A 26,958-nucleotide genomic window follows, 5' to 3' on the forward strand; every position below is an offset into this window, starting at 1 on the left:
AAATATGAACGCACTGCCGCTGAATTCAAGGGCATAACCCCGTCATCCCAGCACCACCTGCTTCAGGCGCGCGGCCTCCTCCATGAGGTGGTCGCCCAGCCGGGCGACGTCCGGCACGGCGCGGCGGTCGGCCGTGAGGCCGAAATCGAGGCTGCCCAGGTAGCTCTGGACCGTCAGGTTCAGGGCGCAGCCATGGGTCGGGATCGAGACGGGAAACAGCGCGGCGACCTTGGCGCCGGCGCCGTATAGCGGCACGCTGGGCCCCGGCACGTTGGAGATGCAGACATTGCAGGCCATCGGCAGCACGTCGGCGAGTCCCGAGCGGCCATAGAGATCGGAGAGGCCGCGGATCAGGAACGGGGCGCCGAAGAAGGCATAGTCCTGCGGCATGGCATCCTTGAAGCCCGACGCGATCTGCTTGGCATCGGTGGACGAGGCCTTGATCGCCTTGAGCCGTGCGACCGGGTCGGCCACCGTGGTGGCCAGGCCGCACATCATCCCGAACACCTGGTTGTTGAGGTCGGTGTTGCCCAGCTCGCGCAGCGAGATCGGCACGAACGCGATCAGCTCCTGGTCGGGCAACGCGTTGCGGTCCATCAGGTAGCGCCGCAGGGCACCGCTGCAGATCGTCATCACCACGTCGTTGAGCTTGCCGCCGGTGGCCTTGCCGATCGCCTTGGCGTCGGCCAGGGGGAAGCGCCGCGCCGCGTAGGAGCGCTCGCTGGTGATGGTGGTGTTGAACGGCGTCTTGGGCGCTGCCAGGGGCGGCAGCTCGCGCACCGGCGACTGCGGCAGGTACTGCGACAGCGGCGCGCCGCGCGGCACCTTGGGGAAGAACATGCTGGCGATGTTGCCCATCGTCTCCGGTGCCGCCCGCCACATGTCCAGGTGCAGGCGCACCATGCTGGTCACCAGGTCGCCGATCGGGTTGGGGATCGCGGCGGCCGGCGGCGACGATGCAGCGGCGGGCGGCTCGACCTGCCGCGGCTGGGGCGTGAGGTCATACATGGTGTTGGTGATCACCATGCCGGCGCCGCCGTCGACGGCGGCGTGATGCACCTTGGAGTAGAGCGCGACCTGGCCGCCCTCGATGCCGTCGATGGTGATGAACTGCCACAGCGGCTGGCTGCGGTCGAGGGGTTGCGAGTGCAGCCGGGCGATCATCTCCTCGAGCTGCGCGAACGTGCCCGGCGCCGGCAAGGTCACGTGCCGGAAATGGTAGGACAGGTCGATCCTGGGCACGTCGACCCAGGACGGATGGTGGATGTCGAGCAGGGTCGGGGCCAGCTTCTTGCTGAAGATCGGCACCAGGTGCAGCCGGCTCGCCAGCATGTCCCGATAGTTGTCGTGGAAGCTGCCGGCATAGCCCTCCGGCAGGTCGAACAGCGTGAAGCCGGCGACATGCATGGGCGTTTCGGGTGTCTCGAAATACAGGAAACTGGCGTCGATCCCGCCGAGCCGTGTCATCGTGTCCTCCCGCGCCGGACCCTGCAGGCATGCGCCTGTCTTTGTTCTTTCTGGCGCCATCTTCCCGCGTAACGCGCCGCCATGGCAAGTGGTGCGCTGACGCTTCAGGGGACGCCTCGCCAGGGCGCGGGAATCCGCCTAATCTCGGCTCAAGATAAAGAGCGTCCGGCACGTTTCAGGACAGCCTGGACGGGTGGCAGAGAGGGAGGACGTCATGTCGAGGGGACCGGCTCAGATTCCACAACCGCGCGTGCGCCCGATCGTCGGCAACGTTCCGGATGTTGGCTTCGAGGTGCCGATCCAGAACATGATGAAGCTGGCCGCCGAGCACGGCCCGATCTATCGGCTTGCATTTCCCGGCGGCGGCACGCTGCTGGTGCTCAGCTCGGTCGAGCTGGTCAGCGACGCCTGCGACGAGAGCCGCTTCGAGAAGTTCGTCCATGGCTCGTTGAAGCATATCCGTGATTTTGCCGGTGACGGCCTGTTCACGGCCTATGGCAACGAGCCCAACTGGGCCAAGGCGCACCGGATCCTGATGCCGGCCTTCGGGCCGGCAGCGATGCGCAACTACTTCGACGACATGCTCGACATCGCCGACCAGATGCTGACGCGCTGGGAGCGGTTCGGGCCGGCTGCGCCGATCGACGTGGCGGACAACATGACCCGCCTCACCCTCGACACCATCGCGTTGTGCGGCTTCGGCAACCGGTTCAATTCGTTCTACCAGCGCGAGATGCACGTGTTTGTCGACGCCATGGTGCGGGCGCTCGCCGAGGCCGGCGGCCGTGCCAACCGCGTGCCGCTGCAGACGCGGCTGATGCTGATGACGCAGCGTCAGTACGACGCTGACTGCCGGCTGATGCATCAGATCACGGATGACGTCATTGCCGAGCGTCGCCGGCTTGCGCTCGATGAGGCGCCGCGCGACCTGCTCAACCTGATGCTGACGGCGAAGGATCCGGTCTCCGGCGACCGGCTCGACGATGCCAATATCCGCAACCAGCTCGTGACCTTCCTGATCGCCGGGCACGAGACCACCAGCGGCCTGCTGTCGTTCACCACCCACCTGCTGCTGGAGCATCCCGAGGCGCTGGCCCGCGCCCGCGCCGAGGTCGATGCGGTGCTGGGCGACGGCGTGCCGCGCTTCGAGGATATCGCGAAGCTCACCTACATCGATCAGGTACTGCGCGAGTCGATCAGGCTGTGGCCGACGGCGCCGTTCTTTGCCGTGCGGGCGAAGGACGACACGGTGCTGGCTGGGCGCTACCCGCTGAAGAAGGGTGATGTGCTCTCCGTCCTGACGCCGTCGCTGCATCGCGATGCGTCCGTGTGGCCCGACCCGACGCGGTTCGACCCGGATCGCTTTGCGCCCGACAAGCGCGAGAAGATGCCGCCGCATTCCTGGCTGCCGTTCGGCAACGGCGTGCGCGCCTGCATCGGGCGCGCTTTCGCCTGGCAGGAATCGCTGCTCGTGATCGCCATGATGCTGCAGCGCTTCGACCTCAGAACCACGGCACCGTACAAGCTTGTGGTCAAGGAGACGCTGACCCTGAAGCCCGAGGGGCTCAGGATCTACGCCCGCGTGCGCAAGCAGGTGGCGCGGACATCGGCGACACGACCGGCGCCGCTGCCGTCGCCCGTGGTGGGGCAGGCCGCTGCTGTGCCGGCGCACGGCACGCCGCTGCTCATTCTGTACGGCTCGAACTCCGGCTCCTCTGAGGCGTTCGCGCGCCGCATCGCCAGCGACGGCCAGGTCCGCGGCTACGCCGTGAAGGTGGCGCCGCTTGACGATCACGCCGGCATGCTCCCCAAGGAAGGGGCTGTGGCGATAGTCACGGCCTCCTATAACGGGCAGCCGCCGGACAACGCGCGCAAGTTCATGACCTGGCTGGCGGGAGTGCCCGACGGCGCGCTGATGGGCGTGCGCTATGCCCTGTTCGGGTGTGGCAACCGCGACTGGACGATGACCTACCAGTCGGTGCCGAAGGAGGTGGCCGAGTTGCTCGACCGCGCCGGGGCACAGGCCTGGCTGGAGCGCGGCGAAGGCGATGCGCGCGCCGACTTCTTCGGCGACTTCGAGAAGTGGTATGGCGGGTTCTGGCCGGCCCTGTCGGCGCTGCTGGGCGTGGCGGCGGTCGAGGTCGCCGCCGGGCCGCTCTACGACGTCGAGGTGGTGCCGTCCGCCAGCCTTCAGCTCGTGGAGGAGAACAAGCTGGGCTTCGCCACCATCGCCGAGAACCGCGAGTTGGTGGACATGGCCTCGCCGTTCGGTCGCTCCAAGCGGCATCTCGAGTTCGCGCTGCCTGAAGGTGTGACCTACGCCGCCGGCGACTATCTTGCCGTGCTGCCGGAAAACCACGCCGAGCTGGTCGAGCGCGCGGCGCGTCGCCTGGGCTTGCGTCCGGACGCGGCTGTCGTGCTGCGCTCCACGCGCGGCGCCATGGCGGCGTCCCTGCCCACGGATCGACCGGTTTCCATCCAGGAACTGCTGGGGAGTCATGTCGAGCTGTCGGCCCCGGCCACCCGAAAGAATGTCGAGGCGCTGGCGGCGCTCAACCCTTGTCCGCCGCACCAGGCCGAGCTGGCCGCGATCGCCGCCGACCCCGACCGCTACCAGGCCGAGATCCTGAAGAAGCGCGTCAGCGTGCTGGAGCTGCTCGAGGCCTGGCCTTCCTGCATGATCAATCTGGGCCAGTTCCTGGAGATGCTGCCGGCGATGCGCGTGCGGCAATACTCGATCTCGTCCTCGCCGCGCCTGGAGCCGACGCGCTGCAGCCTCACGGTGGCGCTGGTCGATGCCCCGGCGTGGTCGGGTCAGGGCCAGTTCCGCGGCACCTGCTCCAGCTATCTCTCGCGCATGAAGGCGGGCGATCAGGTGCCGGTGGCGATCAAGACTCCGAACGTGCCTTTCCATCCTCCGGCATCGAACGCCACGCCCGTGGTGATGATCTGCGCCGGCACGGGCCTGGCGCCGTTCCGCGGCTTCGTGCAGGAGCGCGCGCTGCGGCACGCCGCCGGCGAGGCGGCGGGGCCGGCGTTGCTGTTCTTCGGCTGCGACCATCCCGATGTCGATTTCCTGTACCGCGACGAGCTGGAAGCGTGGGAACGCGACGGCATCGTCACCTTGCTGCCGGCGTTCTTCCGCCAGCCCGACGGTGACGTCAGCTTCGTGCAGCACCGGCTGTGGCGGGAGCGCGACAAGGTGCGGACGCTGTTCCGGCAGGGGGCCATCGTGTTCCTGTGCGGCGACGGCCTCAACATGGCGCCGGCGGCGCGCCAGACATTGGCCGACATCTACAAGGAGGCCGTCGGCTGCAGCGACGAGCAAGCCACCCTGTGGCTGGCGGGGATGGAGCGCGACGGCCGCTACGTGCCCGATGTGTTTGCCTGATCTTATCTGGACCGCGGGCGTCCACGCTCGCAGCGGAGCGAAGAGCGAAAGGCGTCGGCGCTCACGCGCCGATGCGCGCGTGGACGCCCGCGGTCCGAAAGCCTCACGACTCCCGGAATGCGCGCGCGAGGCTGTCCGCGATGGTGCGGAACAGGTAGCGGAACATCGTTCCTGCGTGCTTGAGCTGCAGGATCGTGGTGTTCAGCGCCGCCTCGCCGTCGCGGTCGAGATGCGCGTTCAGCTCGTCGAGCACGACCGCGCGGTGGGCCGTAGACGGCGCGCGCCAGCGCGATGCGCTGGCGTTGGGCGGCGAGCCGACGGGGATGGCGAAGAAGCCGACTATGCCGGAGCGTTCAACGGCACCTTCGTGAAGTCGGCGTGCTTGTAGGACCGCAGCTCGAGCCGCGTGATACGGAAATGCGCGCCGCAATTCGGGTCGGTGCAGCCGATATTGGCGTCGGTGCTCATCCAGTCGCCCTTCACCGTGGGCCGCTGCTTGGCCGGCAGGAACGGCAGCACCGCCAGCATCGCCCACATGCCGAAGCTGTTGCCGCTGGCCATCTCGATACGGCTGCCGCGCAGCACGAAGCTGTCGCCCTCGCGGTGCTGGCACACCATCGGCCGGTTCTTGTCGCCGTGCACCACCTCGACCTTGAGGTCGTAGAGCTGGAATTCGTCGTCACTCATTGTTCGCTCCTTCTTGAGGTTGGCTCACCGTCATCCCGCGTTGCGCTCGGGATGACATGGGAGCTACCGCGCCCCGACACCCCTCAGGTTCTGGTTGGTCCACATGATGCCGGCGTGGCGACCGCCGGGTTCGCGTTCCAGCGCATAGCATTCACCGGCCGGGCCGCTGCTCCGGGCGATCACGCTGTCGATCGCGGCGCGATCGGCATCGGCCAGGCGCAGCGCATCGGCAGCCAGCAGGTCGGCGAGGTGCGCATCGGTGCGTGCACCGACGATGGCAGCCGATGCCGCCGGGCGGTCGAGCACCCAGCGCGTGGCCACGGCCGTGATCGAGGTGCCGTGCGCGCGCGCGATCCCGTCCAGGGTGCGCAGCAGCGCCTGGAACAGGTCCCACGAGCCGAACTCGTCGAGGATCAGGCGGTATTTCACCAGGGACCGGTTGGCCAGCGGCGGTGCGGGATCGGCCACGCCCAGCCAGCGCGTGGACAGGAAGCCGCCCGCGACCGTGCCGTAGCACAGCAGCGCCATGCCGCTCTCGCGCGCGAACGCGGTCATGCCGCCCTCGGGGCGGCGGTCGATCACCGAGTATTGCAGCTGGTTGGACGCGATCCTGATGCCGGCAGCGGTGATCTCGCGCAGCCGCGGCACGTCGAAGTTCGTGGTGCCGACCAGGCGGATCTTGCCTTCCTTCTGCATGTCGGCGAGCCAGCCCATCGACTCGACATAGCCGGCAACGGCGTAGTCCCACCAATGGAACTGCACCAGGTCGAGGCAGTCCATGCGCAGGCGCTGGCGCGCCCGGTCGATCAGGAACTCGATGTCGGCGCGCTTGATCCTCGGCAGCACGTCGCGGTCCGGCACCACCTTGGTATGGACCTTCAGCCGTTGCGCCAGATCGGGATGCGCCGTGCGGAAGTCGCCGATCAGCTCCTCGACGCCGACATAGTGGTCGGCGCAGTCGAACGTATCGAAGCCGGCCTCGACGAAGCGGCGCATGCCGTCCAGCGCCGCCTGGCGCTCGACCGGCGGCCCGTGCCGCTCGGCCAGCTGCCAGTTGCCCTTGATGATCCGCGAGGCCGCGTAGCCCGGGGCCAGCTCAATGCGTTCGACCATGCCCATGCCTCAGTATCTGCCTGGAAGTTGAAAACGCTTCATGGTGAGCTTGTCGAACCATGAAGCGTCGCACGACGGTCGGTGCGATGCCTTCATGGTTCGACAAGCTCACCATGAAGGCTGCTGGGATCGGTCAGGCGCTCAGTACCCGATGCGCTTGAACAGTGCCGTCATCTGCTCGAGGTCGATCACCTTGTCGGTGACCAGCTTGCCGTCCTCGACCTTCCACACCAGCGCCGGGCCGGTGACATCGCCGTTCTTGTCGAACGTGAACGGACCGGTGGCGCCGACATAGCGCACCTTGCGGCCGGCCTTGATGGCTTCCAGGCTCTTCTTGATGCCCTCGACGCCCGGCACGACCACCTCGCCGGCCGGATCCTGGACCTGGCGCAGCGCATCTCGGATCGCGGTGCCGTCCAGGGTCGCGGCCTGCTGCATCGCCAGCGCCGTCACGACCGCGGAGTCATAGACGGTGTGCAGGCCGGGGCCGACCGGGTCGCGGTTGAACTTGGCCTTGAAGCCAGCGTTGAAGGCATCGACCGAGGCGCCGGCCACTTGCGCGTTGTCGATCCCGGCCGCCTTGGTGAGGAAGCGGGCGCCGACGGCGCTGATGAAGTCCTGCGAGCGCAGCGTGTTGTGCAGCACGAGGTTCTGCGTGCCGCCCAGCGAGATCCATTCGCGCGCCAAGGTCGCGCCATCCTGCGAGAAGGCAATCAGGATGAGCGCGTCGCCCTTCAGCGCCAGGGCCTGGTTGACCTCGGTGCGGTAGCTGGGCTGGTTCTCGTTGTAGGGGATCGCGCCGGCGATCTTGCCGCCCAGGGTGCCGATGGCCTTTTCCAGGTCGCGCAGCAGGGCCGAGCCGAAGTCGTTGTTGACGTAGATCACCACCGGGTTCTTGTAGCCGCGGTCGGTCGCGGCCACGGCATGCGCCACCGCGAACACCCGGCTGGTCGGGATGGTGCGGAAGAAATAGCCGCCGGTCTTGCCTTCCTCCGACAGGCGGGTGAGCGTGGGCGTGACGGCGCAGCAAGACACCATCGGCACCTTGGCCGATGTCGTGACGGCGCTCACGATGGCGGTGGCGATGCCCGAGCCGACGACGCCGACGATCGCCGGCACCTTCTGCACGTCCACCAGGTAGCGCGCCGCGTCCACGCCCAGGGTCGGCTGGCCGGTATCGTCGCGCAGCACCATCTCGATCGGGCAGCCCTTGACGCCACCGGCGGCATTGACGTGCTCGACCGCCAGCTGGGCAGTGTCGGCGATCGGCTTGCCGATCGGCCCTTGCGGCCCGGTCAGCGGAATGATGGCGCCGAGCTTGATCGGGCAGGACGGCGCGGCGCCCTGCGCCATGGCCGCATTGCCCGCCAGCATCAGCCCGAGCGCGCTCGCGGCCGCGAGCATGAATCTGGTCTTCATCTGTGTCTCCCCCAATACGTGCCGGGAGCGCGCCTCTCCAGTGGCGCACTGGCCCGAAGGGCCGGCATTTCCCCGGTGTTGGTCATGATCCGGCGCTGCGCGCCGGTGCACCACTGGAGTGGCGCGCTCCCAGCAGGAACTCCGTGCCTCCGTCAATGTCGCACCGCCGCATCGTCGCGCAGCAGCGGCGAGGAGTGTAGCCGTTCGCCCATCAGGCCGCGCGGCCGAAAAATGAGCATGGCGACCAGCAGCAGGCCGATCAGGATGGCCTGGATGGCGCCGCCCTGCACCTGCAGCTTGGTCGGCACGATCAGCACGACCACGATGCCCGACAAGCTCCACAGCGCCCACACCACGAACGAGCCCAGCACCGCGCCGGCGTTGTTGCCGCTGCCGCCCACGATCAGCATCGCCCAGATCTGGAACGTCAGGATCGCCAGGAAATCGTAGGGGCTGACATAGCCGATGAAGGCCGCATACAGCGCGCCCGACAGGCCCATCGGCGCCGCGCCGATCACGAAGGCAGTGAGCCGCATGCGGTCGACGTCCTTGCCCAAGGCCGCCGCGGCCACCTCGTCCTCGCGCACGGCGCGCAGCGCGCGGCCCCAGGGCGAGCGCACCAGGCGTTCCAGCAGCAGGTAGACGGCCAGCAGGGCGCCGGCTGCCAGGGCCAGGAAGGCGAGCCCGAACCAGAGCGGCGGCAGGTCGGCGAACGGCTTGGCGATGCCGGCGATGCCGCGCCCGCCGCCGGTGATGCCCTCCAGATTCAGCGCCAGGTGGTTGATGGCGGCGGCGATGCCGAACGTCGCCAGCGCCAGGTAGTCGGTGCGCAGCCGGATGGTGACGAGGCCGATGGCCAGCGCCACCAGCGCGGTCACCGCCATCGCCGCCACCAGGGCCGCGATCACCGGCCAGTCCAGGCCCCCGACATGCTCATGCTGCGCCGGCGCGGTCAGGGCCGCGTAGGTGTAGGCGCCGATGGCCATGAACCCGACCACGCCGGCGTTGAACTGGCCGGAGAACCCCCATTGCAGGTTGAGCCCCAGCGTGGCGATCGCGAACAGCGAGGCCACGGTGACGAAGAACACGAGATAGGAGAGGGTTCCCATCATTTGCCGAACAGCCCCTTGGGCCGCAGCAGGAAGCAGGCCAGCATGATCAGGAACGGCACCGTCGCCTTGTAGCTGGTGGGCAGCACCAGCACCGACAGGTTCTCGGCCAGGCCCACGAGCAGGCCGCCGATCACCGCGCCGGGGATGCTGCCGACACCGCCCAGCACGGCGGCGGTGAACAACGGCAGCAGCAAATTGGCGCCCATCTCGGGCCGCAGCTGCACCGTCAGTCCGAACAGCGTCCCGGCCAGGGCGCCCAGGGCGCCGCTGACGATCCAGGTCCAGCGGATCGCCATCTCGGGGTCGATGGCGCAGGCCCGCGCCAGCGGCGTGTTCTCGGCCACGGCGCGCATCGCCAGGCCCATCCGGGTGTGGTTCAGCAGCCACCACAGCGCCACCAGCGCCAGCACCGTGATCGCCAGCACCAGCAGCTGGTCGGGCATCACCCGCACATCGCCCGGCAGCAGCACGGCCATCTGGATCTCGCGGCTGTAGTACTCGGGCTGGGTGCCGAAGATCAGCAGCACGACATGGCGCAGCACCAGCGCCAGCCCGAACGAGGCGAAGATCAGCACCAGCGGCCCGGCGCCGCGGCGGCGCAGCGGGCGGAAGACGACGACATCGGAGGCCACGGCCACGAGCGCGGTCACGACCAGCCCGACGGCCAGCGCCACGGCCAGGAAGCCGCCGAACGAGAACGGCCCCAGCGGCGCGCCGGTGCCGCCATAGGCGAGCACCGCCGTCAGCGCCGCATAGCCGCCCACGGTCATCAGCTCGGCGTAGCCGAAATTGGCGAAGCGCAGGATGGCCAGCCCGAGCGTGATGCCGATCGCGCCCAGCGCGATCACGGCGCCGGTCAGCAGGCCATCGATGACGAGCTGGGCGATCATGCCGCGAAGACCTGCTCACCGAGGAAGGCGCGCGGCAGGCGCGGGTCGCCGGCCAGGGATGCAGCCGGGCCGTCGAGCACCGGCCGGCCCTGCACCAGCACGATGCCGCGATCCGAGGCGGCGAGGCCGGCCTTCACGTTCTGCTCCACCATCAGCACGCCCACGCCGCCGGCGGCGATGCCGCGCACCGCGGCGAACACCTCCTGCGCCGCCTTGGGCGACAGCCCGGCGCTGGGCTCGTCCAGCAGCAGCAGGCGCGGCTGCGTCATCAGGGCGCGCGCGATGGCCAGCACCTGGCGCTGTCCGCCTGACAGCTCGCCGCCGAGGTTGCGCCGCTTCTGGGCCAGCATCGGGAACCGCTCATAGGCCTCGGCGATGCGCGCCCGCACCGTGCGCGGCGCGGCGAAGCCGCCGGCGCGCAGGTTCTCCTCTATGGTGAGCGTCACGAACACGTTCTGCACCTGCGGCACGTAGCCGATGCCGGCGGCGATGGCCTGGTGCGTGGGCATGCCCACCAGCTCCGTGCCGTCGAGCCGGATCGAGCCGCCCATCACCAGCACCAGGCCGCTGACGGCCTTCATCAAGGTCGACTTGCCGGCGCCGTTGGGCCCCAGCAGCGCCACCACCTCGGCCGCCGCCACCGACAGCGACGCCCCGGTCACGATCGGCAGATCGCGGTGGTACCCCGCCACCAGGTCGCGGATCTCGAGGAGCGGGGTGGTCATGGATGCCTCATACCCTTCTCCCCGCCTTCGCCGGGGCATTCGCATATGCCCCTACCGTCATCCCGAGCGCAGCGAGGGATCTCCCGCGAATTGCGCACGGTGCGCCTTGCCGCAGGAGATCCCTCGCTGGCGCTCGGGATGACAGCGAGGCCATATGCGAATGCCTTGCCACTTTCGCGGGGAGAAGGGACACATCGCGGAACCTACCCCTCACGGCATGTCCCCCAGATAGGCGTCAATCACGCGCTGGTCGGCGCGCACGGTGTCGGCGTCGCCGACCACCACGACCTGGCCCTGCGCCATCACCACGATCGGGTGGCACAGGCGGGTCACCAGGTCGATATTGTGCTCGATCACCAGGAAGCCGATGCCGCGTGCGTTCAGCGCCCGGATGCGCTCGACGATGGTCTCCAGCAGCACCGCGTTGACGCCGGCTGCCGGCTCGTCGAGCAGGATGTAGCGCGGATCGGCCATCAGCGCGCGGCCCAGCTCCAGCAGCTTGAGCTGGCCGCCCGACAGCGTGCGCGCCGGCGCCAGGGCCAGCTTCCGCAGAGCGACGAAGTCCAGGATCTCCTCGGCCTTGTCGCGCAGGCGCGCTTCCTCGGCCCGCACCCGGCCCGGCGTCAGCCAGTTGCGCCAGAATGTCTCGCCGGCCTGCCGCGGCGGCACCGTCATCAGGTTCTCGATCACCGACAGCTCGGCGAAGGGTCGCGGGATCTGGAAGGTGCGGGCGATGCCGAGCTCGAAGACGCGGTGTGGCTTGAGGCCGTCGATGCGGGTGCCGGCGAAGCGGATCGTGCCCGAATCGGGCCGGATCGCACCCGCCAGCGCATTGAAAAGCGTGGTCTTGCCGGCGCCGTTGGGGCCGATCAGCGCCGCAATGGCGTCGACTGGAATGGATAGGCTGACGCCGTCCACCGCCCGAAGAGCGCCGAACGACACCGTGACGTTCTGCGTCTCCAGCATGACGCGCGTCATATAGAAGAAAACAGCGCCGCAATCCTATAGGATAATCGCAGAGTCATGCCCATAGTCGCCCTGGTCGGCCTCGGCCGCATCGGCGGTGTGATCGCCGACGCGCTCGACGCCGGCACCATCCCCGCCCTGACACTGGCCGGCCGCGTCCGCCGTGCCACGCCCGAGGCCGCGCGCATGGCCGCGTTGGACGCCGCCGACATCGTGGTCGAGGCGGCGGCGGCCGATGTCGTGCCCGGGCTGGCCCGGGCGGTCCTGCCCTGCGGCAAGACCCTGGTGGTGACCAGCGTCTCCGGCCTGTGGCGGGAGCCGGGGCTGGACCGGCTCGGCGGCCGCATCATCGTGCCGTCCGGCGCGACCCTGGCGCTGGACGCGCTGAAGGCGCTGGCCTTCCATGAACTTCGCAGCGTGAAGGCCTGCCTGAGCCTGCCCGCCATCCATGCCCCAGGCGAGGTCGACGACTACCGGGGCACGGCACGGGATGCGGCACGGCGCTTTCCCGGCCATGCCAACAACTTCGTCGCAGCCGCGCTGGCGCTGGGTGTCGATGATTACCCGGTCGAGGTGCGGCGCGACGAGACGGTCGAGGGTCCCACCGTCGAGCTCGACGTCGAGACCGACACCGCGGTGCTGTCGGCCCGGCTTTCCCATCGCCCAAGCCCAGATCACCCAGAGGTCTCGCGCAACATCGCGCTCAGCGTGCTGGCCGCGCTGCGCGGGCTGGAGAGCCCGCTGCAGGTCGGGGTGTAGCTGCTGCATACCTTCTCCCCGCGAAGGCCAGGGCATTGGCATATGCCCCTACCGTCATCCCGAGCGTAGCGAGGGATCTCCCGCGAATTGCGCACCGTGCGCCTAGCCGCAGGAGATCCCTCTCCTGAGCCTGTCGAAGGGGGCGCTCGGGATGACAGCGAGGTCAGATGCGAATGCCCTGCCCCGGAGGCGGGGAGAAGGACTCACGGCCGCACCGCAGGCGACTCAAGCGTCATGCCGCGGGCGCGGCTCAAGAGGAACAGCTCGAGCGCGACGTATTCGGGCGCGTCATAGCCGTAGGCTTCGGCGCGCATGCCGACCAGGCAGTTGCGCAGGCGCCGCTTCAGCGATCCCAGGCCCTGCCATTCCAGGCGGTAGATGGGATAGCCCGTCGGATGCGCCTGCGGGATCGTGGCGCCGCCCAGCTTGCGGCCGGCGTTGTCGTCATGGCATTGCGCACAGGACAGGTTCAGCTGGCCCTGGCGGCGGCGATACAAAGCGTCGCCGGCCGCGATGAAGGGCTGCAGGCGCGCATCGTCGGGCGGCGCGATCGGCCGGCCGCGCGACTGCCGCGCCACATAGGCGGCGAGCGCCAGCAGCTCGCGGCTTTCATCGGCCAACGCATCGGCCTTCTGCTTGTCGGTGCGGCACAGGTTGATCCGCTGCTCCAGGTCGACAGGCCGGCCCAGCCCGGCGGCGAAGGCCGGATAGCGGGCCGCCACGCCCGCCATGCCGCCGACATCGCCATGGCAATCGGCACAGGATTTGTCGGCCGAACCGGCGCGCCGGGTCCACAAGGCGGCGCCTTCCTGCACCCAGAGCATGGCCGGATTGGCCATGTCGTCGTCCTGCATGGCCTGCAGCGACCTGCCCATGTCCTGGTACCCCGACCGCCGTGCCGTGTCCTGGGCAACCGCCAGCGGCGCGACGAGCACGCAGCACGCGCACAGTATCCTCGCTGCCAGCCCGAACGGCGGCCAGCCGATCACGCGGTCACCGTGATCGGCACGGTCTCCTCGGCCATGAAATCCTTGTCGCCGGTCCAGCGCAGGGTCAGCGAGCCCGACTCGGTCGCGACGGTGAAGAAGGCGATGTACGGGTTGGCGGCGATCGCCGGCGACAGCGTCAGGCTGAACACCTCGACGCCGTTGTAGGTGCAGGTGAAGCGCTGGATGATGTTGCGCGGCAGCAGCACGCCGTTGGGACCCGGCCGGAAGCCCGTCTCCATCGGATGCGCGATCAGCGCCTTGATCTCGAAGGCATCGCCGCGCTTGACGGAGGCGGGCACGTTGACGAGTGCGTGGCCCATCAGGTGGGATCCTCGACACAGGCTGCCAGGGTGACGATCACATCGGCGCTGGCGGTCCAGAACTCGCCGGCGCTGGTCTGGGCGATGGCGACGACCTTCTGCGAATCGTTGAGCTTGATGCGCACCGACACCTTGGCCTTGCCGGCACGCGGGCCCAGCGTCGCGCTCATCACATGCGGCTGCGGGTTCTTCTCGTTGAAGACGTGGATGGCCGTGACGTGATCCGATTCGGTCATCGGGCTGTCGACCGAGACGGTCATCGGCACCGTGTTGCCGTTCTCCACCAGCGGCGGCAGGTCGAGCGTCACCTTGCCGGCACGCAGCCTGGCGGTGCCGACGACTGCCTTGATCGCGGCGTCCAGCGACTCGGGCGTCGCCTGCGCGGGCGCCACGCCCAGCGCCAGCGCCGCTGCGCTGCCGGTCGAGCACACCAGGAACGCGCGCCGCGTGGTTTCAGGGGAAGTGTCGATCATGGCTGCATTGATCCTCGTTGAGCGGACGCCATGGCTGCTGCGACGAACGATCGGGCTCACTCCTTCAACGTCACCAGGAAGGCGACAACGTCCTCGATCTGCCCGGCCGACAGGATCGGCTTGCCGGCAAACGCTTTCGCCACCCGCTCCAGGCCCTCGGTGCGATAGTAGGGCGGCATGATCGTGTCCGGATTGAGCCTGCCGGCATCGACGATCCGCAGCCGCAGCTGTCCCGCCGACCAGCGCGAGCCTGCACCTGACAGCGACGGCGCCAGTGTGCCCTGGAAGCGCTCCTCGGGAAACGGGCCGCTATGGCACAGCAGGCACAGGCCTACCTGCCGGCTGGCGACGATGGCGCGGCCGCGCTGCGCATCGCCGGGCTGTCCCGTCAGGCTCGACACGATCGCATCGCCGCTGATCGTGTACGGCCTGGGCGCTTCCTGAGCCCGGGCCGGCGCGCCCGCAACCGCCAGCAGCAGCAGGGCCAGGGCGAGACGCATCGGCGTCAGCCGAAGACCTCGGCCGTGATGGTGCGGAACCAGCCTGCCGCCAGCACCGCTTCCTGGGCCCGGAATGCCGCATCGGCGTCCAGCGGGCTGGTGCCGCCGGCGCCGGCGATATCGGCCAGCTGGCCGTTGGTGGGCCGATAGACGCCGGCGACCGAGATGCCGTAGTCCGGCGCCACCAGGCTGTAGCAGGTGTTGATCAGGCGCGGCTCCGGCGCGTCGTGGCCGGCGAGGCGGGCGATGACGGCGGTGGCGCAGACCTTGGCCTGGGCATTGGCCGCGAAGGCCGATTTCGGCATCGCGCCCATGATGGCGGCGTCGCCGATCACGTGGATGCCCGGCTGCAGCGTCGACTCGAAGGTCGCCGGGTTGACCGGGCACCAGCCGCTGCGGTCGGCGACGCCGGCAATCGCCGCGATGCGTGCCGCCTTCTGTGGCGCAATGACGTTCGCGACCGCCGCGCCGTGGCGCGCGAAATCGGTGACGAAAGTCAGGCTCGCCGGCTCGACGGCCGTCACCTTGCCGCCCGCCGACAGGCCGACCCACTCGATCAGTCCGGGATAGAGCGCAGCCCAGGCGTTCTGGAACAGGCGCTGCTTGGAGAAGGCATCCTTGGCGTCGAGCAGGATCAGCTTCGACTTCGGCTTGCGGGTCTTCAGGTAGTAGGCAATGAGGCTGGCGCGCTCGTAGGGGCCGGGCGGGCAGCGGAACGGGTTGGGCGGCGCCGACATCACCACGACGCCGCCATCGTCCATCGCTTCCAGCTGGCGGCGCAGCAGCGCTGTCTGCGCGCCCGCCTTCCAGGCGTGCGGCATGCGCTCGGCGGCCTCGGGCGAATAGCCGGGCAGGGCCTCCCAGTTGATATCGATGCCCGGCGCCAGGACCAGCCGGTCGAACGGCAGGCGGGTGCCGTCGGCGAGCGTCACCGTTCGCCCCGCGGGGTCGATGCTGGTCGCGGTGCCGCGGGCCAGCGCGACGCCATCGCGCGTCACGGCGTCGTAGCCGAAGCGCTGCTGTGACAGGTCGCGCAGCCCGGCGATCACCTCGTTGCTGAACGGGCAGGCGATGAAGTCGGGATTGGTCTCGACCAGGGTCACCGACAGGGCGGGGTTCAGGCGGCGCAGCTCCCGCGCGCAGGTCGCGCCGGCGAAGCCGCCGCCCACCACGACCACGCGCGCGCGATCCTGCGCGCCAACGATGCGCGGCGCCAGGAGGGCGCCGGCCGCGATCCCGGCCGATCGCAGAAAGGCGCGGCGTGATGTCATGGCGTCACCTTCTGCGCGCCGAACCAGGCGGCGAGGGCATCGATCTCCGAATCGGTGAAGCCCTTGGCGATGCGGCCCATCACGGTCGGCGCCCGCCCGCCGGCCTTGAAGTCGCGCAGCGCCGCGGCGATATCGGCCGGCGCCCGTCCGGCCAGCGGCGGCACGGGCGTATCCACGCCCTTGCCGGCTGGGTGACAGCCCGAGCACGCGGCCGCGCCCGCCGGCGCCTCCGGCGACGCGGCCACGGCCGCGCCCGTCCAGGCGAACGCCACAAGCAGGGCGAGGCAGCAACGCGTCTTGCCTTCTCCCTGCGCAGGCGGGGAGAACGGCCTCATGCCCCGCGCTTGAGGTTGGCGTTCATCAGCGGCAGCGAGCGCACGCGCTTGCCCGTGGCGGCGAAGATGGCGTTGAGCACGGCCGGCGCCGCGACGCCGATCGTGGGCTCGCCGACACCGCCCCAGAAGCCGCCCGACGGCATCAGCACCGTCTCGACATGCGGCATCTCGTCCATGCGCAGCACGTTGTAGCTGTCGAAGTTGGTCTGCTCGATGGCGCCGTCCTTGACGGTGCACTCGCCATAGAGCGCCGCCGACAGGCCGTAGACGAACGAGCCTGCCACCTGGCGCTCGATCTGCGCCGGGTTTACGGCCACGCCGCAATCCGTGGCGGCGGCGATGCGATGGATCTTGAGCACACCGGCGTCGCTCACCGAGACCTCGGCGCAGGCTGCGACGTAGCTGCCGAAGCCCATGATCTGCGCCAGCCCATGGAAACGGCCCGGCGGCGCCTTGCCGTAGCCGGCCTTTTCCGCCGCCGCGTTCAGCACCGCCAGGTGCTTGGGCTTCAGCAGCTTGCGGCGGAACTCCAGCGGATCCTGGCCGGCCGCGTGCGCCAGCTCGTCCATGAAGCATTCGACATAGATCGCATTGTGGTTGAGGTTCACGCCGCGCCAGAACCCGGCCACGATGTGCGGGTTGCGCATCGCGTGATCGATCAACAGGTTCGGGATGTTGTAGCCGAACATGCCCTCGGCGCCGCCGGGGTTCAGCCCCTGGAAGGTGACGGGATCCATCCCGTTCTGCAGGTTCTGCGGCAGCAGCGAGGCCAGGATCGACTGGCCCGAGATGCGCATATGCAGGCCGACCAGGTCGCCCTTGGCATCGAGCGCGCCGACCAGCTTGCATTGCGTGATGGGATGAAACTGGCATTGCGCCATGTCCTCCTCGCGCGACCAGATCAGCTTCACCGGCGTGCCCGGCATCTGCTTGGCGATCAGCACCGCCTGGCGCACGTAGTCGGAGCGGCCGCGGCGGCCGAACCCGCCGCCCAGCAGCATCTTGTGCACGTCGCACTTGGCGACCGGCAGCTCGGCCGCTTCAGCGGCGGCGGCGAGCGCCGCCTCGCCGTTCTGCGTCGGGCACCAGACCTCGCACTTGTCGGCCATGTAGAGCGCCGTGGCGTTCATCGGCTCCATGGTGGCGTGGTTCTGGAACGGATAGCTGTAGACGGCCTCGACCTTCTTGGCCGCGCTGGCGATCGCCCCCTTGGCGTCGCCGGTCTTGTTGCCGACGAAGGCCTGATCGGCGTCGAGACCTTCCTTCAGCATCGCCGCGATGGTGGCGCTCGAGACCGACGCATTCGGCCCTGCGTCCCATTCGACCGGCAGCGCCGCCAGGGCGCTGTGCGCCGACCAGTAGGTGTCGGCCACAACGGCCACGGCGATCCCGTCCAGCGCCATGACGCGCTTCACGCCGGGCATCTTTTCGACCTTGGCGGCGTCGAAGCTCTTCAGCTTCCCGCCCGGCACCGGGCAGGCCTTGACCGTGGCGGTCAGCATGTTGGGCAGGCGCAGATCGCTGCCGTAGAGCTGCTTGCCCGTGAGCTTGTCGAGCGTGTCCAGCCGTTTCACCGCCTTGCCCGCGATCTTCCAGTCCTTGGGATCCTTGAGCGGGATGTCCTTGGGCGGCTCCAGCGTCGCGGCCGCCGCCGCGACCTTTCCGAACGTCACCGTGCGGCCCGACGGCTTATGCGTGATCACGCTGTTGGCCGCCGCGCACTCGCTGGCCGGCACCTTCCAGTCCGCCGCCGCGGCCTGGATCAGCATCATGCGTGCCGCGGCGCCGCCCTGGCGCACGTACTCATGCGACTCGCGGATGCCGCGGCTGCCGCCGGTCGAGAAATTGCGCCACACGCGGTTGCGCGCGACGTTCTGGCCGGGCGTCGGGTATTCGGTCGAGATCTTGGTCCAGTCGCACTCCAGCTCCTCGGCGACCAGCTGGGCGAGGCCGGTGAGCGTGCCCTGGCCCATCTCCGAGCGGGCGACGCGGATCACGACCTTGTCGTCCGGGTGGATCACCACCCAGGCGTTGATCTCGCGGACCTGGTTCGCCCGGGCAGGACCGCTGCCGGGAAGGCCGAAGCCCAGCGAGAAGCCACCGCCGGCAGCGGCGGCCGCTACGAGCAGCGTGCGGCGGTTCAGTGTGGCGACGGGCGTTGCGTTGAGGGTCATCGTGGCCTCCCTCACGCCTTGGCCGCGGCGGCATGGATCGCCGCGCGCACCTGCTGATAGGTGCCGCAGCGACAGATGTTGGTCATCGCGGCGTCGATGTCCTGGTCGGTCGGCTTGGGTGTGCTCTTGAGCAGCGCCGTCGCCGCCATGACCATGCCGCTCTGGCAGTAGCCGCACTGGGGCACGTCATTGTCGAGCCAAGCCTGCTGCACCTTGGTGAGCACGCCGTTCTCGGCCAAGCCCTCGATGGTGGTGATCTTGGCGTTGGCCGCGCTTTCCAGCGTCACCTGGCAGGAACGCGTCGCCACGCCGTCGATATGCACCGTGCAGGCGCCGCATTGCGCGATGCCGCAGCCATACTTGGTGCCGGTGAGGCCGATCGTGTCGCGCAGCACCCAGAGCAGGGGCGTGCCGGGATCGACGGTCACATCATGTGTCTTGCCGTTGATGGTGAGAGCGACCACGAGGCTTCCTCCGTCAAGAGACGACGGCATCGTCCGCAGGCGGTGATGGCCGTCGCTGTCCACCTGCGACCGTAGCCCAGCGGCCCGCGGCAGGCCGCTGTCAAAATTCGACTCCTCCCGGAACTGTGATCATGATTGGCAGGTTAGGGCCGGGCCGTGGCCAAGATTTCATTGTGGATTCACCAATGTGCAGGATGACGGCGTGTGTTGCACCAGCCGCTACCGCGATCAATTGGGTTTCACCCGGAATCGGGAGATGGCCGTGACTGTGACACCGGCCGTGATTACGTATGGGAGCAAAGTATTCGTGGCCTAGAGCCATGCGTATTTCATGTCACATCTCCAGAGGATGTTGGCTCGACCAAGACGGATTGCATAAGCCGCCGCAACTGATGCGATCCCGCCACGGCCTGCCGCATGCGCTTCGCCGGCAGTGAACAGGCGCAACCCTCGCTCGTCCAGAGTACGCGTCCGGTGAAGGCCGCGGTTGAGGTGATGCGCTGATCAGGCCGGCAGCTATGCGAGAGCCTTGGTCTCGCCGCGCAGGCGCTTCCAGTTCCAGGGCAGCAGCTCGTCGATGCGCTTGGCCGGGTGATCCTGCAAGCGGGCCAGGACGTCGGCGAGCCAGGCGCGGGGATCGATATCGTTGAGCTTTGCGGTCTCGATGAGGGTGTAGATGGCGGCGGCCCGGCGGCCGCCATCGTCGGAACCGGCGAAGGTCCAGTTGTTGCGGCCCACGGCAATGCCGCGCAGCGCCCGCTCGGCGGCGTTGTTGGACATGCACAGGCGGCCGTCGTCGAGGAAGCGGATGAGTCCGTCCCAGCGGTTGAGGCTGTAGGCGATCGCCTTGGCGACCTGGTTGGCGGCCGACAGCCTGGCCCGCTGCTGGCGCAGCCAGGCCTCCAGGTCCATCGCCAGCGGCAGGCTGCGCTGCTGGCGCACGCGCCGGCGCTCGTCCACCGGCTGGCCGGTGATCTCGCGTTCGATGGCGAACAGCGCATCGATGCGGGCCACCGCCTCCAGCGCGATCGGCGCCTTGTTCAGCCGTGCCAGGTCGAAGAACTTGCGCCGGGCATGGGCCCAGCACATCGCTTCCACGATCGGCCCCGGCTGGCGCGTCGCCTTGTACAGCTGGTTGAACCCGGCATAGGCGTCGGCCTGCATCAGCCCGGCATAGCCGGCCAGATGCGCTTCGGGATGCTTGCCGCCACGGTCGGGCGAGTAGAAGTACACCGCCGCTGGCGGATCGGCGCCGCCGAAGGGCTGGTCGTCGCGCACATAGGTCCACAGCCGGCCGGTGCGGGTCTTGCCCGCGGCCAGCACCGGCACCGTCGTCTCGTCGGCATGGATGCGCTCGGCCGCGAACACGTGCTGGCCGATCCGCTCGATCAGCGGCCGCAGCATCACCGCGGTGGCACCGACCCAGTCGGCCAGGGTCGACACGTCCAGCGGCACACCCTCGCGGGCATAGGTCGCGCTCTGGCGGGTCAGCGGCAGGTGCAGGCCGTACTTGGCGAACAGCACATGCGCCAGCAGCGCCGGCCCGGCCCGGCCGCGGGCGATCGGATGCGACGGCGCCGGCGGCTGCGTGATCGCCTCGCACGCGCGGCACGAATACTTCGGCCGCACGTGCTGGATCACCTTCCACTGCCGCGGCACCAGCTCCAGCGTCTCCGTCACGTCCTCGCCCAGCGCGTGCAGACGCCCGCCGCAGCACGGGCAGGCCTCGGGCACCGGGTAGACCACACGCTCGCGCGGCAGGTGCTCCGGCAGCGGACGGCGCGCGGGCCGGGCCCGCGCGAGGCTGCGCACCGCCACCTGGGCGCGCTCGGCTGCCACCTCCGCCTCGGCCTCGGCCTGCGACGCATCCGCCTGCAGCTCCGACAGCTGCAGCTCCAGCTGCGCCAGCACCGCGCTGCGCTCCGACGACTGGCCGAACCGTTCGTGCCGCAGCTTGGCGATCGTGTGCTTCAGCTGCTCGATCTGCAGCGCCCGCAGCTTGGCTTCGCTCTCCGCCGCCGCGGCCCGCGCCTCTGCCACCACCAGCGCCTCGCGCATCGTCGCGATCAACGCGTGCGCCGACGCAAGGTCGTTGGGCAGGAGCGAAGCTGTCTTGTCGGTCACGGCAGCATCAAAGCACAGCCGCACCCCACAGTCCGTGCCGGCGCATGAGTCATTCAGTCGCGCCGATGCTAGCCTGCCGCCTGTGGCCGCCAGGTCCGCTGCGGCAGGCGCCAGTCGATGCCCTCCAGCAGGTAGCCCAGCTGCCCCGCCGTGATCGTCACCGGCCCGCCGGCTGCCCGCGGCCACACAAAGCGCCCGCGCTCCAGGCGCTTGCTGAACAGGCACAGCCCCTGGCCGTCGTGCCACAACATCTTCAGCAAGCGCCCGCTGCGCCCGCGGAACACGAACAGGTGGCCGCCGTGCGGGTCGCGCTTCAAGACCTCCTGCACCTGCAGCGCCAGGCCGTCGAAGCCACGGCGCATGTCGGTGTGGCCACTGGCCAGCCACACCTGCACCTCGCTGCCCAACGGGATCATCGACCATGTCCTGCCAGGGCCGTCGCCAGCTGCGCTACCCGGCCCACCGCAGCACCCTGCGGCACGCGCAGCACAATGCCATTGCCCAGGCTCACCTCGATCGCTGTCGCGGTCGCGCCGCCCATCGCCGCTTCGCGCTCGTCCGACGCGATCTTGAGCGGCACAAAGCCCGCACCGCGGCCGACGGCTCCTGGCGACGGCACCATGCGCGCCTGACGCCGCCACCCGTGCAGCAGGTTCTCGTGAACGTCGTTGCGGCGCGCCACCTCGCTCACAACGGCGCCCGGCTGCAGGCTTTCCGCAACGATGCGCGCCTTCTCTGACGCCGGCCACCGCCGGCGGCGCTCTGGACCTGATAAGACCGTTACCGTCGTCATGCGCGCCCGTTAACTCCCTCGTTAGCGGGCTCACCTTCTCACGCGACATCCACTCGCAGATAGGTGGCCTTCACCGGACGCGTACCGTCCAGACAAGGTGACATCGCCATATAATGCATCCGAATCGAATCATGGTCGATCACACCATCAGCGTATGCTTTGTCGCCGCACAGTCTCCTGGACGCGCGCTTCTTTCCTGTTTTCTTCCGCTCCTCTCAATTCCTTAATTCGAATCGCCTATTTTGTAACAAGCCCTGAGTCGAAGTTTAGTCATACTGGCGAGCCTGATTGATCCATCCTTCAATCGCGACAGGTGCAGGAGAACCCCTGAAGCGCTGGCGGATAGCGTGATGGCGCTTGACTGCCGTGCGGCGCTTGCCTTCAAGTGCGGCGCGCACCTCAGCCGTCGCGCCAACACTTTCGAAGATGCGCCCGATCTCATCCCACGTTCCAAAGATGCGAGGAGGCGCCGCCTTAAGTGCCTTCAGTTCTTCGGCACACAGTGTGGCGAAGACCTGTTCGGCCATCGTCATGTCAGCGCCCTCTGTCTTCGCCAACTGATCTGATAGCATGACGAACGTCGTACGGAGATTCCTAGCCCTCCTCAGGGCTCGGAGATCATTGGGCAAAAGGCGCGCGACGCGCACTAGAAGATCGCGTTCGCCTAACCAGCGTCCTACGTCACTTAGTCGTTCGAGGATTCCATCGAGTTCTTCGTCGATCCGCATGACAAAGTCGTCCAGCAATTTTGTCTGATCCGCGCGAGCAAGCAAGCGTTGCCAGGCCTTCTGACGCCAATCGCCTACATGCGACACCTTGAAATCGAGCAACCGTTCGAATGTGCCGAGTAGTGCTGCATCCGGCAGTTCATCAACTAGCTTGGCGAGTTCGTCTTCTCCGCCGAAGTTGGCGATCTCGTAGAAGGCTAACGGGTGGAGCGGATGGTTCGGATCGCGCGCTAGGTCGCGTATGACGCGTGTCCAAATAGGACTGCGTGAGTGATGCGTGCCGTACCACCAAAGCGGCTGAGGCCAACCCACGAACATGTGCACGCACGCGGCGAACAGAGACGCTCCCAGCTTCCGCTCAATCTCCTCTGTTGAACGTTCGAGCGAATCGAGATCACCAGTGAGTACTGCGACGAGCGTTGTGGGTGGACGATGGAGTGTGAGTATCGTAGCGGATAGCCAACGCTGATCGACGCGGTGGTCGCCGATCACTTCCTCAAGTAGTGCTCGTTCAGCGGTGCCCAACTCGTCCCAATTGTGAGCGAGCCAGCGAGTGGTTACGATTCTTGCACCTGTGTCGCGAACCCTGAGTAAGCGTTGCAGGATTGGTACTCGCCCACTCTCGGGCGCTACCGCTAGGAGAGGGTCGACGATTGCGAGTTCGGATTCACTCAATAAGTAGCGATCGAGCCGCTGCAGCAGGCGGTCTCCCCAGGCGTCAAGCACAGGCACCAGCTCGTTAGAGGGAACTGCCCGGATGGCGTCGTCGATGGCCACGCAGAAGCGGTCATCGGCGAACGAGACGCTGATCGGGAGATTGGCGATCACGACAGGCATTAGCGTTGTGAATACCTGCCAAGGCGGTTGCTCGCCGAAGCGCTCAACCCGATTGAATAGCACCAGACGGCTGAGCAGGACGCTTGCGCAGCTGGGCGAACGCGCGTGGGCGACGACGGTGGCCAGGACTCGCTCTCGTCTCTCTTTGGGTAGACTCTCCCAGCTGTGCGCGAGCTCATTCAGCAGTGCGGTGGTCATCGTAGGTGTTGCGTCACCTTCAAGGCGAGCAAGAACGTCCTCGTCGTTATATCGAGGAATTCGTGCCCAAATTCGCGCCACCGTCGCGCGGACCACCGCCTCGTCGGCGCGAAGGAAGCGACGCACTGCGGTTCCAGTAAGAGCCGTTGGATGCGCATCGAGTGTCTGAAGGATGCGACGGGAAAGCGATAGATCGAGACCCAACGGTGATCCGTCTTCTATCGCGTCGAGATACGGCTGGACCTCCTCGATCGGTGAGGCAGCGATGGGCCAATCATACCTATTGGATACGAACCCGAATCCATGTGCGACATCAATGTCCTCGAGTTCGATCACCATTCGCTCCGAAAGGCACGGGAAGTCATCTCTCAGCTCTTCAGGAAGGAGATCGGCGAACTCCACCAAAAATTCGAAGCAGCAGTCGCGCGTCGCGGGAAATAGAGAACGGGTACCTTGATGGGCGATATCGAACACCGTGCTCGTTGCGTGACACTGCAACGCCGATCGCGTCCATCTGAGGTTGCGCGCCGCCGCAAGTGACGTAACGGGAGAGGGACATGCGATAGCGCGCTCCAGTTGAGTACGGATACGTTGCAGGTCGGCTGGTATGTCGGGTGTTACGAGCGCCTGCGCGCCAGCGCGCAGGTAAGGATGGGTAAAATTGTATCGGCCATCGCGATCCTCGATGACGCGTCGCCGTTGCAGCACCTCGAGCCCGTGTCGCTGCTGTTCGGATAGCAGCGGCTCAGATGGGTAGGAGGGCGGTGGTCGAGAGTGGCCGATCGTCACAACATCGACTTTGGGGGCGAGGGCGGGGCGATCGTTTCCGCCGCTGATGATGAAGGCAAGATCTGAGGCGGCGGCCCCATCGGATGCCGTCGTGGCGAGCGCCGAGGCGGTTAGAAGGTCGCTGAGCCCCGGCGTTTGCATTGCGAGCGTCCGCGCGAAATCTGATGCGTCCTTTCTCGCCTGGAGCACTATCTCCGCGTCGAGTGGACGGTGGGAAAGCTCGCTCCATGTTTGTGCTAGGTAGGCGAGTGCACCTGGGTCGCGCAGCCCGGGCTCGCGGGAGATTAGCTCCGCCACTCGGGAAACGCCTACCGCGGGGACCAGTTGCGTTTCGGCAGCCGATCGCCATATCGCCTCGGCCCTCTCGACCGGGAGTGGCTCAAGACGTAGCCAGGCACGTCCGCCGAGGCCACAGGCGATGAGATCGGGAGCTGCTTTCGTCTGCAAGAGGACTTGTTCCGTCTGGGCGACGATCAATCGGCGGTTGGCGGGGATGCGCTCGGTCAGCGCACCTAGCGCGGCAAGTCGGGCATTCGCGTCGGTATGTGGTTCACGCGAGCCGATCGGATCATCAAGTACGTAGACACGCTCCGCGCCCATCGGGTCAGTAAGGAACCGTTCGGCTTCCTCCACAAAGGAGCCCTGCCTAACTTCAAACCCGTCGCGTTGCAGTTGGCCGGCCATCGCTCGTGCAGTCCAGGACTTGCCGGCACGGGGCGGGCCGGTAATTAGCAGTGAGCGATCAGTACGCAACCGCGCCTCGAGAGCAGCTTCGATACCGCGTTCAAGGTATCCATGTGGCCCCAGTGCGCTCGGCGCATGTGCGGCGAGCGCCGTCAGGATTGGGCCGAGAGCATCAGACCGGGTGCGCTTGGACTCTGCAAGGAGGTCACCGAACCGAGCGAGGATGCCTCGAATCGAGAGCGTGTCGAAACGCTCGGCTCGCATTGCGGTATGTAGGTGGACCTCGATAGTTTCAGCGGTCTCCTGTTCTCTCAATGCTATCTTGGCGAGCGCTCGTTCGAAGTCCGCGACCGGTCGCCTCGCGAGGTCTTCAAGGTTGGCCAGGCGTTCAAGGGTGAGCTTGCTCGCATTCTTTGGTGGCTTGGTCGCAGCTTTCGCGCTGACTTCATTGCGAAGCGCCTCCGCCAGCGCACGAGGGGCTATCCGCGAGGCGGGTCGGCCTATGAGTGGGCGGGCAAGCAGCAGCGGTGTGAGGTCGTCGGTGCATCGCGCAGTCAGAATGAAGAGTGCATGTCGATCATCCTGCTCCATGAGCCTCTGGAGAAGTGATCCGGTCACCTCGCGGCTGGGATAGTGGACAAGATAGTCGAGTAGCTCGGCCACACCGGCAGAGCCCTTCGCGCCCTTTACTTGTACCTCCAGCGTGAGGAGGGCGCCGTCGTCCCACGTCAGGCTGGCATCCTCTCCTCCTGTTGGTTCAGGCACGAGTGCGAACGGACCGAATGGGCGGAAACTGAGTGCAAGTTCAATGCATGCCATGTCTTGGAACGCGAACTTCTCGGGACCGATGATGGCTATATCCAATTGTCCCTTCTCCCCATTCGCCCGCTGCGTCGCCTACAGCGAAACCATTTCTACCTCGCGTTCGGGATGCCTCAAAACATGATCCACTCGATTCGGAAACCGGGATGACAGTCAGGCCAGACTCACCCCAGCTGCCGTCGATAGAGCGCCAGCAGGCGTTCCCAGTGCCGCTCCGCCGCCGGCTTGTCGTAGATCTTGCGCTGCGGGAAGGCGAAGCCGTGGTGGACGCCGGGATAGATCTCGAGCTCGCCCTTGGCGTTGGACCGCTGGAACAGGCCCTGCAGCTCCTTGACCATGTCGGGCGGGGCAAGCTCGTCGTGCTCGGCGCAGGCGATGTAGAGCTCGCCCTTCGCCTTGCCCAGCGTGAGGTGCGGACTCTCGACCGCATCGCTCACCAGCCACGTGCCGTAGAACGAGGCCGCGGCGGCGACACGGTCGGGATAGCGCGCGGCGGCGGCCAGCGCATAGGGGCCGCTCATGCAGTAGCCGTGGCAGCCCACCGGTCCCTTGCGCACCTCGCTGCTTGCGTCGACGAAGGCCAGCATCGCCGCGATATCGTCCATCACCGGCGGGATGGTCATCCTGGTGCGCACCGCGCGCATGCGCGTGTGCTCGGCGCTGCCGTGCTCCAGCACATCGGGGCCGTATTTCGTGTCGCGTCCGGCGCGGTAGTAGAGGTTGGGCATCAGAACGCAGTAGCCGGCCGTGCCCAGCCGGCGCGCCATGTCGTGCAGCTCCTCGCGGATGCCCGGCGCATCCATCAGGAAGAACACGGCGGGAAACGGCCCGTTGCGCTCGGGGCGGACAATGAAGGTCTCCATCGCGCCGTCCTTGGTGGCGATGTCCAGTATCTCCTCGATCATGGGCGTGTCCTCGCTCGCGATGC

The 26,958-nt window shown here is 67.8% G+C and carries 24 protein-coding genes; 2 read left to right on the plus strand and 22 right to left on the minus strand.

Going from position 1 to position 26,958, the window contains the following annotated elements; translation table 11 throughout:
• Nucleotides 1-42: 42 nt before the first annotated feature.
• Nucleotides 43-1,467 (minus strand): WS/DGAT/MGAT family O-acyltransferase, encoded by a 1,425-nt coding sequence (locus FHP25_RS14395; RefSeq protein ID WP_178133534.1) that lies wholly within the window; start codon nt 1,465-1,467, stop codon nt 43-45.
• 214 nt (nt 1,468-1,681) lie between these two features.
• On the opposite strand from FHP25_RS14395, the gene FHP25_RS14400 reads away from it, so the two are divergent.
• Nucleotides 1,682-4,858, plus strand: a complete 3,177-nt coding sequence (locus FHP25_RS14400; protein WP_147847635.1) for a bifunctional cytochrome P450/NADPH--P450 reductase — start codon at nt 1,682-1,684, stop codon at nt 4,856-4,858.
• Between the two features lie 103 nt (nt 4,859-4,961).
• On the opposite strand, the gene FHP25_RS40800 is transcribed toward FHP25_RS14400, so the two are convergent.
• The 8 genes from FHP25_RS40800 to FHP25_RS14435 all read right to left on the minus strand — a co-directional run bounded on the left by FHP25_RS40800 (nt 4,962) and on the right by FHP25_RS14435 (nt 11,770).
• Nucleotides 4,962-5,111 carry a hypothetical protein gene (locus tag FHP25_RS40800; protein WP_178133535.1) on the minus strand — a complete coding sequence of 50 codons (150 nt, stop codon included), beginning with the start codon at nt 5,109-5,111 and terminating at the stop codon, nt 4,962-4,964.
• Between the two features lie 86 nt (nt 5,112-5,197).
• Nucleotides 5,198-5,545 carry a TIGR04076 family protein gene (locus tag FHP25_RS14405; RefSeq protein WP_147847636.1) on the minus strand — a complete coding sequence of 116 codons (348 nt, stop codon included), beginning with the start codon at nt 5,543-5,545 and terminating at the stop codon, nt 5,198-5,200.
• 63 nt (nt 5,546-5,608) lie between these two features.
• Nucleotides 5,609-6,658 carry an aldo/keto reductase gene (locus FHP25_RS14410; RefSeq protein WP_218578378.1) on the minus strand — a complete coding sequence of 350 codons (1,050 nt, stop codon included), beginning with the start codon at nt 6,656-6,658 and terminating at the stop codon, nt 5,609-5,611.
• Between the two features lie 141 nt (nt 6,659-6,799).
• Entirely contained in the window at nt 6,800-8,077 is a 1,278-nt protein-coding gene (locus FHP25_RS14415; RefSeq protein ID WP_147847638.1) for an ABC transporter substrate-binding protein, read from the minus strand.
• 152 nt (nt 8,078-8,229) lie between these two features.
• The gene (locus tag FHP25_RS14420; protein WP_147847639.1) at nt 8,230-9,189 is read right to left on the minus strand and encodes a branched-chain amino acid ABC transporter permease; all 960 of its coding nucleotides are present in this window, start codon (nt 9,187-9,189) and stop codon (nt 8,230-8,232) included.
• Nucleotides 9,186-10,079 carry a branched-chain amino acid ABC transporter permease gene (locus tag FHP25_RS14425; protein ID WP_147847640.1) on the minus strand — a complete coding sequence of 298 codons (894 nt, stop codon included), beginning with the start codon at nt 10,077-10,079 and terminating at the stop codon, nt 9,186-9,188. The genes FHP25_RS14420 and FHP25_RS14425 overlap by 4 nt, the downstream gene beginning before the upstream one ends.
• A complete protein-coding gene (locus tag FHP25_RS14430; protein WP_147847641.1) occupies nt 10,076-10,804 on the minus strand; it encodes an ABC transporter ATP-binding protein in 729 nt (242 codons plus the stop codon). The genes FHP25_RS14425 and FHP25_RS14430 overlap by 4 nt, the downstream gene beginning before the upstream one ends.
• A gap of 210 nt (nt 10,805-11,014) precedes the next feature.
• Nucleotides 11,015-11,770 (minus strand): ABC transporter ATP-binding protein, encoded by a 756-nt coding sequence (locus FHP25_RS14435; RefSeq protein ID WP_231712323.1) that lies wholly within the window; start codon nt 11,768-11,770, stop codon nt 11,015-11,017.
• A 57-nt stretch (nt 11,771-11,827) separates the two neighbouring features.
• On the opposite strand from FHP25_RS14435, the gene FHP25_RS14440 reads away from it, so the two are divergent.
• Complete coding sequence (locus FHP25_RS14440) at nt 11,828-12,529, plus strand: aspartate dehydrogenase domain-containing protein (protein ID WP_147847643.1); 702 nt, start codon at nt 11,828-11,830, stop codon at nt 12,527-12,529.
• A gap of 203 nt (nt 12,530-12,732) precedes the next feature.
• Here FHP25_RS14440 and soxA read toward each other — a convergent pair whose 3' ends face one another.
• The 13 genes from soxA to FHP25_RS14505 form a co-directional block, all read right to left on the minus strand.
• Nucleotides 12,733-13,518, minus strand: coding sequence for a sulfur oxidation c-type cytochrome SoxA (soxA, locus tag FHP25_RS14445; protein WP_408068526.1), 786 nt, complete (start codon nt 13,516-13,518; stop codon nt 12,733-12,735).
• Nucleotides 13,515-13,838: a thiosulfate oxidation carrier complex protein SoxZ gene (gene soxZ, locus FHP25_RS14450; protein WP_147847644.1), complete on the minus strand. Its 324-nt coding sequence runs from the start codon at nt 13,836-13,838 to the stop codon at nt 13,515-13,517. The genes soxA and soxZ overlap by 4 nt, the downstream gene beginning before the upstream one ends.
• Nucleotides 13,838-14,311, minus strand: a complete 474-nt coding sequence (locus tag FHP25_RS14455) for a SoxY-related AACIE arm protein (protein ID WP_147847645.1) — start codon at nt 14,309-14,311, stop codon at nt 13,838-13,840. Before FHP25_RS14455 ends, soxZ begins: the two co-directional genes overlap by 1 nt.
• 56 nt (nt 14,312-14,367) lie before the next feature.
• Nucleotides 14,368-14,811 (minus strand): sulfur oxidation c-type cytochrome SoxX, encoded by a 444-nt coding sequence (soxX, locus tag FHP25_RS14460; protein ID WP_147847646.1) that lies wholly within the window; start codon nt 14,809-14,811, stop codon nt 14,368-14,370.
• Between the two features lie 5 nt (nt 14,812-14,816).
• A complete protein-coding gene (locus FHP25_RS14465; RefSeq protein ID WP_147847647.1) occupies nt 14,817-16,082 on the minus strand; it encodes an NAD(P)/FAD-dependent oxidoreductase in 1,266 nt (421 codons plus the stop codon).
• Nucleotides 16,079-16,327 carry a c-type cytochrome gene (locus FHP25_RS14470; protein WP_218578379.1) on the minus strand — a complete coding sequence of 83 codons (249 nt, stop codon included), beginning with the start codon at nt 16,325-16,327 and terminating at the stop codon, nt 16,079-16,081. The genes FHP25_RS14465 and FHP25_RS14470 overlap by 4 nt, the downstream gene beginning before the upstream one ends.
• An 86-nt stretch (nt 16,328-16,413) precedes the next feature.
• Entirely contained in the window at nt 16,414-18,591 is a 2,178-nt protein-coding gene (locus tag FHP25_RS14475; protein WP_147847649.1) for a xanthine dehydrogenase family protein molybdopterin-binding subunit, read from the minus strand.
• 11 nt (nt 18,592-18,602) lie between these two features.
• Nucleotides 18,603-19,055 (minus strand): (2Fe-2S)-binding protein, encoded by a 453-nt coding sequence (locus FHP25_RS14480; protein WP_147847650.1) that lies wholly within the window; start codon nt 19,053-19,055, stop codon nt 18,603-18,605.
• Nucleotides 19,056-19,571: 516 nt separating this feature from the next.
• Nucleotides 19,572-21,113, minus strand: a complete 1,542-nt coding sequence (tnpC, locus tag FHP25_RS14485) for an IS66 family transposase (protein WP_147847684.1) — start codon at nt 21,111-21,113, stop codon at nt 19,572-19,574.
• A gap of 134 nt (nt 21,114-21,247) precedes the next feature.
• Nucleotides 21,248-21,595 carry an IS66 family insertion sequence element accessory protein TnpB gene (gene tnpB, locus FHP25_RS14490; protein WP_147847651.1) on the minus strand — a complete coding sequence of 116 codons (348 nt, stop codon included), beginning with the start codon at nt 21,593-21,595 and terminating at the stop codon, nt 21,248-21,250.
• The gene (gene tnpA, locus FHP25_RS14495; RefSeq protein ID WP_178133536.1) at nt 21,592-21,972 is read right to left on the minus strand and encodes an IS66-like element accessory protein TnpA; all 381 of its coding nucleotides are present in this window, start codon (nt 21,970-21,972) and stop codon (nt 21,592-21,594) included. The genes tnpB and tnpA overlap by 4 nt, the downstream gene beginning before the upstream one ends.
• A 266-nt stretch (nt 21,973-22,238) precedes the next feature.
• Nucleotides 22,239-26,072, minus strand: a complete 3,834-nt coding sequence (locus FHP25_RS14500; RefSeq protein WP_147847652.1) for an nSTAND3 domain-containing NTPase — start codon at nt 26,070-26,072, stop codon at nt 22,239-22,241.
• Between the two features lie 122 nt (nt 26,073-26,194).
• Nucleotides 26,195-26,935, minus strand: coding sequence for a dienelactone hydrolase family protein (locus tag FHP25_RS14505; RefSeq protein ID WP_147847653.1), 741 nt, complete (start codon nt 26,933-26,935; stop codon nt 26,195-26,197).
• Between the last annotated feature and the right edge of the window lie 23 nt (nt 26,936-26,958).

This window comes from Vineibacter terrae (genome assembly GCF_008039615.1).
Classification (GTDB): domain Bacteria; phylum Pseudomonadota; class Alphaproteobacteria; order Reyranellales; family Reyranellaceae; genus Vineibacter; species Vineibacter terrae.

Excerpts from the sequence above, each read along its gene's own strand:
- FHP25_RS14395 (WP_178133534.1), bottom strand. The coding sequence starts at position 1,467 with ATGACACGGCTCGGCGGGATCGACGCCAGTTTCCTGTATTTCGAGACA.
- FHP25_RS14400 (WP_147847635.1), top strand. The coding sequence starts at position 1,682 with ATGTCGAGGGGACCGGCTCAGATTCCACAACCGCGCGTGCGCCCGATC.
- FHP25_RS14405 (WP_147847636.1), bottom strand. The coding sequence starts at position 5,545 with ATGAGTGACGACGAATTCCAGCTCTACGACCTCAAGGTCGAGGTGGTG.
- FHP25_RS14410 (WP_218578378.1), bottom strand. The coding sequence starts at position 6,658 with ATGGTCGAACGCATTGAGCTGGCCCCGGGCTACGCGGCCTCGCGGATC.
- FHP25_RS14415 (WP_147847638.1), bottom strand. The coding sequence starts at position 8,077 with ATGAAGACCAGATTCATGCTCGCGGCCGCGAGCGCGCTCGGGCTGATG.
- FHP25_RS14420 (WP_147847639.1), bottom strand. The coding sequence starts at position 9,189 with ATGATGGGAACCCTCTCCTATCTCGTGTTCTTCGTCACCGTGGCCTCG.
- FHP25_RS14425 (WP_147847640.1), bottom strand. The coding sequence starts at position 10,079 with ATGATCGCCCAGCTCGTCATCGATGGCCTGCTGACCGGCGCCGTGATC.
- FHP25_RS14430 (WP_147847641.1), bottom strand. The coding sequence starts at position 10,804 with ATGACCACCCCGCTCCTCGAGATCCGCGACCTGGTGGCGGGGTACCAC.
- FHP25_RS14435 (WP_231712323.1), bottom strand. The coding sequence starts at position 11,770 with ATGCTGGAGACGCAGAACGTCACGGTGTCGTTCGGCGCTCTTCGGGCG.
- FHP25_RS14440 (WP_147847643.1), top strand. The coding sequence starts at position 11,828 with ATGCCCATAGTCGCCCTGGTCGGCCTCGGCCGCATCGGCGGTGTGATC.
- soxZ (WP_147847644.1), bottom strand. The coding sequence starts at position 13,838 with ATGGGCCACGCACTCGTCAACGTGCCCGCCTCCGTCAAGCGCGGCGAT.
- FHP25_RS14455 (WP_147847645.1), bottom strand. The coding sequence starts at position 14,311 with ATGATCGACACTTCCCCTGAAACCACGCGGCGCGCGTTCCTGGTGTGC.
- soxX (WP_147847646.1), bottom strand. The coding sequence starts at position 14,811 with ATGCGTCTCGCCCTGGCCCTGCTGCTGCTGGCGGTTGCGGGCGCGCCG.
- FHP25_RS14465 (WP_147847647.1), bottom strand. The coding sequence starts at position 16,082 with ATGACATCACGCCGCGCCTTTCTGCGATCGGCCGGGATCGCGGCCGGC.
- FHP25_RS14475 (WP_147847649.1), bottom strand. The coding sequence starts at position 18,591 with ATGACCCTCAACGCAACGCCCGTCGCCACACTGAACCGCCGCACGCTG.
- tnpC (WP_147847684.1), bottom strand. The coding sequence starts at position 21,113 with ATGCGCGAGGCGCTGGTGGTGGCAGAGGCGCGGGCCGCGGCGGCGGAG.
- tnpB (WP_147847651.1), bottom strand. The coding sequence starts at position 21,595 with ATGATCCCGTTGGGCAGCGAGGTGCAGGTGTGGCTGGCCAGTGGCCAC.
- tnpA (WP_178133536.1), bottom strand. The coding sequence starts at position 21,972 with ATGACGACGGTAACGGTCTTATCAGGTCCAGAGCGCCGCCGGCGGTGG.
- FHP25_RS14505 (WP_147847653.1), bottom strand. The coding sequence starts at position 26,935 with ATGATCGAGGAGATACTGGACATCGCCACCAAGGACGGCGCGATGGAG.